The sequence below is a fragment of the Chromobacterium alticapitis genome (genome assembly GCF_002924365.1).
GTDB classification, from domain to species: domain Bacteria; phylum Pseudomonadota; class Gammaproteobacteria; order Burkholderiales; family Chromobacteriaceae; genus Chromobacterium; species Chromobacterium alticapitis.
Genome location: NZ_PQWB01000027.1, coordinates 19,360 through 29,822 on the forward strand (window position 1 = coordinate 19,360; position 10,463 = coordinate 29,822).

Here is a 10,463-nt window from a genome sequence, read left to right on the forward strand (position 1 = left end):
GTTTGCGCCTGTGCGGAGTCATGGCATAGTCATTTTGACTATGAGGCGAACACTGATTTATTGCAGATAATGCGCGTAGATAGCCTGATAGCGGCCGTTATCCTTCAAATGGCGCAGACCGGCGTTGAAATCGTCGCGGATTTTCTCGCTGCGGAAGATGGGCCGGTAATTGAGCGGGTTCAGCTTGACGAAGGCGTGATATTCCACTGGCTTGAGCGGCCTATGCTGCTCGCGCTCCACTTGCAGCGCGAAGTAGCGGTAGATATTGCGGTCGCACAGGACTACGTCGTAGTGGCCGGCATCCAGCGTCAGCACTTGCAGCTCCTGATTGTTTTGCTCGAAATATTGGCCGGCGCTCTGCACGCCGCTCAACCAGTCCGGGTAACGCTTGGCTGCGCCCTGAAAGGCGATGACGGACAGGCCGCGCAGATCGGCGGGGCTGTGTATGGTCAGGCGTCTTTCTTTCAAGGTGATCAGCACGTTGTCGTAGAGAACCGCCGGATCGCCATAGAATCCGCCGTACGGCCGCAAGTCTTCTCCCAGGTCCGTCATGGCCGCGTCGACCTGATGAGCCTTGAAGGCCATGGGCACTCTGGCGAAGGCGAAGTAGCGCGGCTGCAGTTGATGGCCGCGATAGGCTAGCGCTTCGCCTATCACTTCGAGTTCGATGCCGGAGTCGGTTTCGGGAAAAACGAAGGGAGGAATCTTTTCGCCGAACGACATGATGATGGGTTCCGCTTGGGCGAGGCAAGCGTGCGCCGCCAATAGCGCGGCTGCGAAAATGTTTCTCATGCGCATTTCCTGTGAACTTCGGATGAATTGTCAGACAGTTTTCGAGGACGCGCAATCCATCAGCGGCAAAAATCATGTGTGGGGAATGCATTTTTGGGATGTTTGAGCGATTTCGCTTTAGGGCATGCTTTATTGTTTGAAATAGGGCCGAGCGTTATGCTGGGCGGTTTTTAATGGGATGGAGCGGGGCATGTACAGTCCAACTGTGTTGTGGCATCAACTATTGGGGAGCATATTGCTGGCGCCGCTGTTATATCTTTTACCTATCGCGCTGGGCGGGCTGCTCTTAAGGCGCATGCCGCGCTTGGGCGGCGTCTTGCTGACGGCGGGGGTGGCGCTGGGCTATCTCTTGTCCATTCCATTTACCGCCATCTGGCTGGCGGGGCAGCTGGAGCGCTATCCAGCGATCGACGCGGCGCAGGCGCGGCAGGTTCAGGCTATCGTGGTGCTGGGCGGCGGCAAGAAGCCTGCGCCGGAATATGGCCGAGACGAGCCTTCCGCCGATACCCTGGCCAGGTTGCGTTATGGCGCTTATCTGGCCAAGCATAGCGGCAAGCCCTTGCTGGTGAGCGGCGGCGCGCCGTTGGGCGGCGAAGCGGAGGCCGAGGTGATGGCGCGCGCGCTGAGCGAAGATTATGGCTTGGCGCCGCGTTGGGTGGAGAGCCGCTCAAACACTACCTTGGAAAACGCCAAGTTTTCCGCCGAACTGCTGCGGCAGGCAGGCATTTCGCGAATTGCCTTGGTCAGCCAGGGCTGGCATCTGGCGCGGGCTGTTCCGTTCTTCGAGCGGCAGGGCCTGAGCGTGTTGCCGGCGCCGACTGGCTTTATCCGCTACAGCGGCGGCGGCGTGTTCTGGTGGATTCCCAATGGACGTTCGATGCAGGAGTGCCATAGCCTGCTGCGCGAATATCTCGGCTCGCTGTATTACCGCTTGCGTCCTGGGGCTTGAATGTCTGCGCGTGGTTTCCGGTCGCGTCTGGCATGTAAAACGTTTCTGACGCAAGGGCCGGGGACCTGGGATGGTGATGCCTTCGATCGGCACAAGAGCGCGGCGGCTGGCGTTCGCCAGCGACAGCGCCTTCATCGCCTTTTTCCGACAGCATGCCGGCGAAACGCCGGCGCGTTACCTTCAGTCCAGCGTGTCTAGATAGTCGCGTTCCGGCCAGCCGGCGCTGCGCTGCCAGGGCGGAACGAAGCCGGCCGGCAGCGCCTGCGGCGCCACCGTGATGGTTTCGCGCTGCTTGCCGTCATCCGAGCGCAGCGATACCCGCAGCGGAGCCTGCCAGCGCTCGCTCCAGCGCAGCGTCTTGCCGGCCTTGCGGTAGACGGCGACGTCCGCGCTCTTGCGCTTTTTGGAGAAGCCGCGCAGTTGCGAGGCATCGACCAACTGGCTGGCGCGCGCCCAGGAGCCATCGAAGCCGGCGTCGCTCCATTCCCGTTTCGCCACAGCAATTCTTTCTTGCTTGGCGGCGTGGAGGAATTCCACTTGCAGCTCGCCCTTGGCGTCGCGCCAAACATGGCGCGGGGCGGCGGCGAAGTCCAGGTGCTGGTGGCCGTCGTCGTCATGGCGGTGCGGCGCGGCCGCGTTCAGCCTTTCGCGCCACACATGGCCGCTCTGGCGTATCCAGCGTTCGCTGTAGCGCAGCGTTTTTTCTACGCCGTCAGCGCCCTGGCTGACAGTTTCGTAATGGACGATGGCCTGCATGTCCGGCAGGGCTGCATGGCTTAGCTGCGCCAGCAGAGCCAGCGCGGTGAGACACAAGACTTTCATTGGCGGCTTCCAAAGAGGGGACGGCGCGCGGCCGATGCTGACCGCGCGCGGGGTGAATTACAGGCCGAGCGCGGATTTCACCAGGCTGAATACCTTGGTGTTGTCCATTACGCCCTTGAAGCCTTGGCTGCCGGCGCCGCCGGACATCAGCATCACGTCGCCGCCGCCGTGGGTTTCGCTGGACAGGCGGATGCCGGTTTCCTGCTGGTAGTCGTCAGCGATGGCGGCGGCCGAGTCCACAGACACGCGGGTAGGCTTGCGGTTGGGGCCGTTGCCGAATGCCAGGGTGGTGTAGACTGCGCCGTCGGCGTCCTTGGCCGGCTGGCCATCCACATAGCTGCGAGAGATGTCGTGGATGGGGTTGCCGCGCTTGGAATAGCCGTTGATGGTCATGGTGTGATCGTGGTCCGCGGTGACGACGATCAGCGTGTTTTTCAGATCCGCCTTGGCGAGCGCGGTTTTGATCGCCTCGTCGAAGGCGATGGCGTCCACCAGCGCGCGCTTGGCATTGGTGCCGTGCAGGGCGTGGTCGATGCGGCCGCCTTCCACCATCAGCACGTAGCCCTTGCCGTTCTTGGACAGCACGTCCATCGCCGCCGCCGTCATCTGCGCCAGGCTGGGCTGGTCCAGCTTGTTCTTGACCCGGTCCAGCTCGTAGTCCAGATGGTCTTTGCCAAAGATGCCCACCAGCTTATTGGCCGATTTGGCGTCGAAGGCGGCTAGCTGGGCGCCGGTCTGCAGCACGGGGTAGCCCTTGGCGGCGAATTCCTGCAGCAGGTTGCGGCCGTCGCCGCGTTTGCCGCCGCTGGCTTTGGGCAGCAAGAACTTGCTGCCGCCGCCCATTAGCACGTCCAGCCCCGCGCCGAGCTTGGCGTTGTAGCCGGCGCCGCCCGGCACGGCCTGGGCGATGATGTCGGATTCGGCGTCGCGGTGGCAGACGTGGGCGTAGGTGGCGGCCGGGGTGGCGTGGGTGACGCGGGTGGTGGTGACCGCGCCGATAGCCTTGCCTTTGGCCTTGGCCAGCTCCAGCAGCGTGGCGGCCGGCGCGCCGTTATTGCTGCCGCAGTTTCCTGTGCCGTCGCTGTTGGGCTCGATGGCGCGGGTGTCGGCAGTCATGGAGATGACTTCGTTGTTCATCTTCACGCCTGTCATATAGGCGGCCATCGACGGCGCGCTGTCGGTGGTCTGGGCGTCGTTGGAGAAAGTCTTGATCCGCGCGGTGCGATCAAGCTTTTCCATAGCGAGCTTGCCGCTCTCGCCATATTGGTAGATGCGGGCAGCGGTGACGGTGGCGGGGCCCATGCCGTCGCCGAGAAAAAAGATCACGTTTTTGGCCTCGCCGGCGGCCAGGGCGGGGGAGGCTGCGCAGGCGGCCAGCGTGGCGGCGAGCAGGGTTTTCATCACGATTTGCATTTTATTGTTCTCCAGAGCGCTTACAGGCCGGCGGCCTTCTTGACCAGACCGAACACTTCTATGTTTTCCAGGAAGCCGTGGACGCTGTCCGCGCCCTGGCCGATGGCGGCGATGTAGACGTCGGTGCCGCCGTGGGTCTCGCCGCCGGCCGGCATGCGGATGGCCGCTTCCTGGTGGTAGTTGTCGGCGGATGCCGCGTCGTCGGTCAAGGCCGCGGCAGCGCTGCGCTTGTCATTGACGCGGTTTTCGCCGTTGCCGAAGCCGATGATGGTGTAGGGCATCCCGTCGGCGTCAGTCAGGTTCTTGCCGCTGACGTAGTCCTTGGCCAGGCCTAGCACGCCGGGATTGCCCGGAGCGGTCTTGCCGGTGCGCTTGGCGTAGCCGTTCAGCACCAGGGTGTGGTCGTGGTCGGCGGTGACGACGATCAGCGTGTTCTTCAGGCCGGGATCTTTTTGCTGCATGGCGCTTATCGCGGCTTGAATGGCTTGGTCGAAGGCCACGGTGTCCTGCAACGCCTTCTTGGCGGTGGTTTCATGCAGCGCGTGGTCGATGCGGCCGCCTTCCACCATCAGGAAGAAGCCTTGCTTGTCGCTGCGGCCCGCCAGCATGGAAATGGCCTTGTTGGTCATCTCGGCCAGGCTGGGTTCTTTGCCGGCGTCGCGGTCCAGGTCGTAGCTCATGTGGCTGGCGGTGAACAGGCCGACCGCGCGCCGGGTTTTGGCCGGGTCGATGGCGCTGAACGCGGTTTTGTCCGCCGCATAGCCGTAGCCTTTGGCCTTCAGTTCCGCCACCAGGTCGCGGCCGTCGGCGCGTTTGCCGCCGGCCGTTTTAGGCAGGAAGAACTGGCGGCCGCCGCCGAACACCACGTCCACGCCGTCTTTCAGCGCAGCGTTGTATTGTGCGCCGCCCGGCACCAGTTGGGCGGCGATGTCGGATTCGGCGTCGCGATGGCAGACATGGGAATAGGTGGCGGCCGGAGTGGCGTGGGTGACGCGGGTGGTGGTGACCACGCCGGTGGCCCAGTTCTTGGCCTTGGCCAGCTCTAGCAAGGTGGAAACGGCGCGGCCGTTGCCCGCGCCGCAGTTGGAGGTGAGGTCGGCGGTGGGCGCCTTGGCCTGGGTGTCGGTGGACATGGAGATGACTTCGTTATTCATCTTCACGCCAGTCATATAGGCCGACATGGACGGCGCGCTGTCGGTGACCTGGGCGTCGTTGGAGAAGGTTTTGACGAAGCCGGATTCCGGCAAGGTGTCCATGGTCAACTGGCCGTCTTCGCCGGCGGCGTAGATGCGGGCGGCCGTGGTGGTGGCGATGCCCATGCCGTCGCCGAGGAAGAAGATCACGTTCTTGGCTGCCGCAGGCGGAGTGGTCTGGGCGTTGTCCTGCGTCCTGGCGTTGGACGCTGAGCCGCCGCTATTGCAGGCGGTGAGGCTGAGGGCCAGCAGGACGCTGGCGCTGAGGGTGAAAGTGCGCATTCAATCTACCTTTGTTGTGAAAAAATTGCGCAACAAGGGTAGGTTTTGAATGTTTCATTCAAATAAATTGTTAGCAAATATTAATTACTGTTGCTTTTTTCTAACATTTCCACAGTCGGGCGAGAAATGACACGCGAACCCTGGCTTCGCTGGCATGGCAGGGTGCGACGATTTTCAGGCCGGGTTTGCTGGTGTCGCGCAGCAGCGGCTCGCCGTAAGGCGGCCCATCGCCGCGGCGGATGGCGGCGACCAGCGGCTCGCTGGGCTTGGCGCCGCCAGAGATGACGACGCAGATTTCCTCGCTCGCCAGTTTCACGAAGCTGCCGGGCGGATAGATGCCCAGCTCGCGTATCATCAGCGTGATGAAGGACTGGTCGAACTCGCTGTCCTTGCGCTGGAAAATCTGGCCCAGCGCGGTGGCGGGCAGCAGGGCGGCGCGGTAGCGGCGCGGCAACAGCTTGGCGCAGGTGATGTCAGCCAGGTGCAGCAGATGGGCCGGCGGCAGGATTTGCTCCTTGCTCAAGCCTTGCGGATAGCCTTTGCCGGACCAGGATTCGTGATGGGTCTGCACCAGGGTGTGCCACAGCTGGTCTTCGATGCCGGCCTCGCGCAGGATGGCGGAACTCATCAGCGGATGATCCTGTATCGCCTGGCGCTGATCCTCGCTGAGCTGGCCTGACTGGCTGTACAGCTCGTTCTGCAGCTCCACCTGGGAAATGTTCATGCTCAGCGCCGCGCAGACCAGGACCTCGCGGTGGCTGGGCGGCAGCTTGACGCTGCGGGTCAGAATGGCCAGCAAAGAGGCTGTGTGCAGCGGATGGGCTACGCTGTATTCGCTGAATGGCACCAGGAAAATGGAGGCGATCAGGGCGTCGTGATGGGTGCCGGCCAGGCGGATCAGCGTCTTGGCCAGCTCCATGATCTTGCCTTCCAGGTTCTGGGTGGCCAGCGCGCGGTACAGCACATTGCGCACGCGGATTTGCAAAAAGGCGATGTCTTCGAACAGCGACTGCTTTTTTTGGTCGTTGAGGTTGGGTTTTTCCAGCGCGCGCGTTTCCGCCTTGGTTTCGGCGAAGCCCATGTGCACCAGTTTTTGCTTCAATTCCGGCGTCAGCACGTAATGGCCGCGCTTCAGCAGCAGAAAACCGTTTTTAGCGTAGACGTTGACCGGCAGCTCCTTGCCGATTTCTACCATGGCGGAAACGATTTTGGCCGGCTTCTTGGTGGAATCCACTGTCATTGCTGGAATTACCGCCTGCGATGTTTAATGTTCATGGAATGATAATCCAAGGCCATCGCAAGCTGGTAATTTTCACAGCTAGCGCGGCAATTCGTTCCAAATTTTAAGCAAGCGCTTAATTGAAACTGGGTAAGGCGTTTTCAGCTCCTGGGCGAACAGGCTGACGCGCAGCTCCTCCAGCATCCAGCGGAAATCCAGCACGGCCGGCGCCGGTTCGCCTTGTTCGCGCTGGGCTTCCACTCTTTGCTCCCATTGCTGCCACAGGTCGCGGATTTCGGCGGCGCGCTGGCCGTCGCGCTGCGGATTGGCCGGCTGCTTGTCCATGCGCAGGCCCATCGCCTTCATGTAGCGCGTCAGGTTCGGCAACTGGCTCCATGGCGTGGCGGCCAGGAATCCCTTGTAAACGAGCCGCTCCATTTGTTGTTTTAGCTCATAGCCCAGCTTGTGTTTCTGCATTTTGGCGCATAGCGGAACATATTCGGCCGCAATCTGCTGCAAGTACTGGGAGACGGCCTGGATCACGGCCGGCAGGCGGGTGCGGGCGCGGTTTTTCTGATCGTTGAAGGCTTTTTCATTGCGCGGCAGCGCATCCTCGCCGATGAAGGCGCGGTCGCAGATGGCGGCTATGGCGTCGGCCAGCAGATCGTCGGCGTTGGCCACCGCGCGCAGCTGCAAGGCGATCTGGGTCATGCCGGGCAGGCCCTTGCCGAGTTGTTTCATCTGCTCTTTCAACTGCAGCTGCAGCAGTTTCACCACGCCTCGGCGGTGGTGCTTTTCCGCCACGTCCTGGGTGTCGAACAGGCGGATGGCGACGCGGTCTTCTTCCAGCGTCAGCGCCGGGTAGCCGGTCAGCTGCTGGCGGCCGCGGGCGAACTGTATGCTTTCCGGCAGTTCGCCGAAGTCCCAGGTCTTGACGTCGTCGCGCTCGAACTCGGCGCTGGTGTCGCGGAAGGTCAGCTGCGCCGCCTGGCCGAACTGCTTTTGCAGCGCGGCCAGGTCGCGGCCCATGCCGATTTCCTGCTTGCCGTCGTCGATCACGCGGAAGTTGAACAGCATGTGCTCCGGCAATTCCTGCTTGTTGAACTCGTCGATGTCCACCTTGACGCCGCCGGTCTCGCGCAGGATGAAGCGCGCCAGTTGCGGCGCGATCGGCTGCTGCAGGTCCGGATTGGTCAGCAGGAAGCGGGTGATGAAGTCCGGCACCGGCACGCAGCAGCGGCGGATCTGCTTGGGCAGGCCCTTGATCAGCTGCTGCAGCTTGTCGCGCAGCATGCCCGGCACCAGCCATTCGAACGGCGCGGGCGTCAGACGGTTCAGAATGGCCAGCGGCACGTCCAGGGTGACGCCGTCCAAAGGGTGTTTAGGCTCGAAGCGGTAGCGCAGCTTCAGCTTGCCGTCCTCCAGCTCCAGCCATTCAGGAAACTGGTTTTCGGTCACGTGCTGGGCGGCGTGGCGCATCAGCTCTTCGCGGGTCAGGTGCAGGAGCTTGGGCTCGGTTTTTTCCGCCTCCTTGCGCCAGGCTTCGAAGCTGGCGGCATCTACAATCTCGGCCGGGATGCGTTCGCTGTAGAAGGCGTACAGCGCTTCCTCGTCCACCAGTACGTCCTGCCGGCGAGCTTTGTGCTCCAGTTGCTCCACCTCGCGGATCAGCTGCTGGTTGCGCTGGAAGAAGGGCGCGTTGCTGACGTATTCCATGTCCACCAGCGCGCCGCGGATGAACAGTTCGCGCGCTTCTTCCGGGGCGATGCGGCCGTAGCTGACGGCTCGGCGCGGGATCAGCGTCAGGCTGTAGAGCGTGACGCGCTCGCTGGCCACCACTTCGCCGCGGCTCTTTTCCCAGTGCGGTTCGAAGTAGTGGTACTTCACCAGATGCGGCGCCAGCTTCTCCACCCACTCCGGCTCGATCTTGGCCACGCAGCGGGCGTAGAGGCGGGTGGTTTCCACCAGCTCGGCCGCTACCAGCCACTTGGGCTTGGCCTTCTTCAGGCCGGAGCCGGGGAAGACGTGGAAGGCGACGCCGCGCGCGCCCTGGTAGTCGTCGCCTTCCTGGTTTTTCATGCCGATATTGCCGATCAGGCCGGTCACCAGCGCCTTGTGCAGGTTTTCGTAGGCGACGGCATCCACTTGCTGGCGTTTCTTGACCGACATCTGCGCGTCCGGCTGCTCGGCGTCGGCATGGGCCTCGTCTCGCGTGATCAGGCCCAGCTCGCTGGCGATTTCGGCCAGCTGTCCATGCAGCTCGCGCCATTCACGCATGCGCAGGTAAGACAGGAAGTGCTCGTGGCAGGTGTTGACCAGCTGGCGATTGGTCTTCTTGTGTTTGAGCGCGTCGGCGAAGAAGTCCCACAGGTGCAGGAAGGACAGGAAGTCAGACTTCTCGTCGTTGAAACGGGCCTGCGCTTTTTCGGCGGCGTCGCGGGCCTCGAACGGCCGCTCGCGCGGGTCTTGTATCGACAAGGCGGCGGCGATGATCAGCACTTCGCGCGCGCAATGGTAGTCGCGGCCGGCCAAGAGCAGGCGGCCCACTTTCGGGTCCACCGGGATGCGCGCCAGCTCCTTGCCCACGGGCGTCAGTTCGCCCAGCTCATTGACCGCGCCCAGCTCGGTCAGCACCTGGTAGCCGTCGGCGATCAGGCGGCTGGACGGCGCTTCCAGGAAAGGAAAGGCGTCCACCTTGCCCAGCCGCAGCGCGGCCATGCGCAGGATGACCGCCGCCAGGTTGGAGCGGACGATTTCCGGGTCGGTGAAGGCCGGGCGGGCGTTGAAGTCGTCCTCGGCGTACAGGCGCACGCAAATGCCGGACTCGACGCGGCCGCAACGGCCGGCGCGCTGGCGGGCGGCCGCCTGCGACACCTTCTCCACCTGCAATTGTTCCACCTTGGCGCGCGGGCTGTAGCGGTTGATGCGCGCCAGGCCGGTGTCGATCACGTATTTGATGCCGGGAACGGTCAGCGAGGTTTCGGCCACGTTGGTGGCCAGCACGATGCGGCGGCCGCCGGACGGTTTGAAGATCTTCTGCTGGTCCTCGTTGGACAGCCGGGCGAACAGCGGCAGGATCTCGTAGCCGCGGATGCCGGACTTGCGCAGCTTCTCGGCGGTTTCGCGGATTTCTCGTTCGCCGGGCAGGAAGACCAGCATGTCGCCGGAGCCTTGGCGCGACAGCTCATCCGCCGCGTCGACGATGGCGTCTTCCATCTCCATCTCGCGCTCGTCCTCGTCGCGCTGCTTCAGCGGGCGGTAGCGCACTTCCACTGGGTAGGTGCGGCCGGACACCTCGATCACCGGCGCGCCGTCGAAATGCTTGGAGAAGCGGTCCGCGTCTATGGTGGCGGAGGTGATGATGACTTTCAGGTCCGGGCGGCGCGGCAGCAGCTGTTTCAGATAGCCGAGCAGGAAGTCGATGTTCAGGCTGCGCTCGTGCGCCTCGTCGATGATGATGGTGTCGTAGGCTTCCAGGTGGCGATCGGTCTGCGTTTCCGCCAGCATGATGCCGTCTGTCATCAGCTTGATCACCGATTTTTCCGACAATTTGTCGGTGAAGCGCACTTTGAAGCCGACATGCTCGCCCAGCTGCGAACCCAGCTCTTGCGCGATGCGCGTCGCCACCGAGCGCGCGGCCAGCCGGCGCGGCTGGGTGTGGCCGATCAGGCCGAACACGCCGCGGCCCAGCTCCAGGCAGATCTTGGGCAGCTGGGTGGTTTTGCCGGAGCCGGTCTCGCCGCAGATGATCACCACCTGGTGCTTGTCTATCGCCGTTTTGATGTCGGCCAGT

At 63.2% G+C, this 10,463-nt stretch carries 7 protein-coding genes; 1 reads left to right on the top strand and 6 read right to left on the bottom strand.

Going from position 1 to position 10,463, the window contains the following annotated elements; genetic code table 11:
• Window positions 1-57: 57 nt before the first annotated feature.
• Window positions 58-792 (bottom strand): substrate-binding periplasmic protein, encoded by a 735-nt coding sequence (locus C2I19_RS07575; RefSeq protein WP_199181107.1) that lies wholly within the window; start codon window positions 790-792, stop codon window positions 58-60.
• A 190-nt stretch (window positions 793-982) separates the two neighbouring features.
• On the opposite strand from C2I19_RS07575, the gene C2I19_RS07580 reads away from it, so the two are divergent.
• Complete coding sequence (locus tag C2I19_RS07580) at window positions 983-1,741, top strand: YdcF family protein (RefSeq protein WP_233201138.1); 759 nt, start codon at window positions 983-985, stop codon at window positions 1,739-1,741.
• Between the two features lie 180 nt (window positions 1,742-1,921).
• Here the strand turns inward: C2I19_RS07580 and C2I19_RS07590 are convergent, their stop codons facing one another.
• The 5 genes from C2I19_RS07590 to hrpA form a co-directional block, all read right to left on the bottom strand.
• Window positions 1,922-2,563, bottom strand: a complete 642-nt coding sequence (locus tag C2I19_RS07590) for a hypothetical protein (protein WP_103902106.1) — start codon at window positions 2,561-2,563, stop codon at window positions 1,922-1,924.
• Between the two features lie 57 nt (window positions 2,564-2,620).
• On the bottom strand, window positions 2,621-3,976 hold the full coding sequence (locus C2I19_RS07595; protein ID WP_233201139.1) for an alkaline phosphatase: 1,356 nt from the start codon (window positions 3,974-3,976) through the stop codon (window positions 2,621-2,623).
• A gap of 20 nt (window positions 3,977-3,996) precedes the next feature.
• Window positions 3,997-5,451, bottom strand: a complete 1,455-nt coding sequence (locus C2I19_RS07600; RefSeq protein WP_103902107.1) for an alkaline phosphatase — start codon at window positions 5,449-5,451, stop codon at window positions 3,997-3,999.
• A 100-nt stretch (window positions 5,452-5,551) separates the two neighbouring features.
• Window positions 5,552-6,685 carry an HD-GYP domain-containing protein gene (locus tag C2I19_RS07605; RefSeq protein WP_158253656.1) on the bottom strand — a complete coding sequence of 378 codons (1,134 nt, stop codon included), beginning with the start codon at window positions 6,683-6,685 and terminating at the stop codon, window positions 5,552-5,554.
• 84 nt (window positions 6,686-6,769) lie between these two features.
• On the bottom strand, window positions 6,770-10,463 hold a 3,694-nt coding region (hrpA, locus tag C2I19_RS07610; RefSeq protein ID WP_103902109.1), incomplete at its 5' end, for an ATP-dependent RNA helicase HrpA.

Bases quoted from the DNA above. Each gene is read 5' to 3' on its own strand.
- C2I19_RS07575 (WP_199181107.1), bottom strand. From the start codon at position 792: ATGAGAAACATTTTCGCAGCCGCGCTATTGGCGGCGCACGCTTGCCTC.
- C2I19_RS07580 (WP_233201138.1), top strand. From the start codon at position 983: ATGTACAGTCCAACTGTGTTGTGGCATCAACTATTGGGGAGCATATTG.
- C2I19_RS07590 (WP_103902106.1), bottom strand. From the start codon at position 2,563: ATGAAAGTCTTGTGTCTCACCGCGCTGGCTCTGCTGGCGCAGCTAAGC.
- C2I19_RS07595 (WP_233201139.1), bottom strand. From the start codon at position 3,976: ATGCAAATCGTGATGAAAACCCTGCTCGCCGCCACGCTGGCCGCCTGC.
- C2I19_RS07600 (WP_103902107.1), bottom strand. From the start codon at position 5,451: ATGCGCACTTTCACCCTCAGCGCCAGCGTCCTGCTGGCCCTCAGCCTC.